1 protein-coding gene is annotated in these 476 nt (G+C 70.2%); it reads left to right on the forward strand.

Annotated features, from left to right (window positions below; genetic code table 11):
- On the forward strand, nucleotides 1–476 hold a 476-nt coding region (locus tag NP777_RS47235), incomplete at both ends, for an AMP-binding enzyme (RefSeq protein ID WP_449343571.1).

The raw sequence follows: 476 nt of genomic DNA on the forward strand, positions 1-476 counted from the left end.
GTGGCCCGGTGGACCGATGAGGGCGTGCTGGAGTTCGTCGGACGGGCGGATGACCAGGTGAAGGTGCGGGGTTTCCGTATCGAGTTGGGTGAGGTCGAGTCCGTTCTGGGGGAGTGTGCGGGGGTCGGTGCGGCGGTGGTGGTGGTCCGTGAGGACCGTCCGGGGGACAAGCGTCTGGTGGCCTACGCGGTCCCGGACGCGGGCGCCGGGGTCGAGGCGATGGACCTGCGCGCACACGCGGCGAGCATGCTGCCCGACCACATGGTTCCCTCGGCGTTCGTGGTGCTGGGGCGGTTGCCGTTGACGGTGAACGGCAAGCTGGACCGTAAGGCGTTGCCCGTGCCGGAGTCTGTGGTGGGTGCGGGTGGCCGGGCGCCGCGTACGCCGCGCGAGGAGATCCTGTGCGGTCTGTTCGCCGAGATCCTCGACGCTCCCCGCGTCGGCGTGGACGACAACTTCTTCGACCTCGGCGGACA

The organism is Streptomyces rugosispiralis, from assembly GCF_024505145.1.
GTDB lineage: Bacteria > Actinomycetota > Actinomycetes > Streptomycetales > Streptomycetaceae > Streptomyces > Streptomyces rugosispiralis.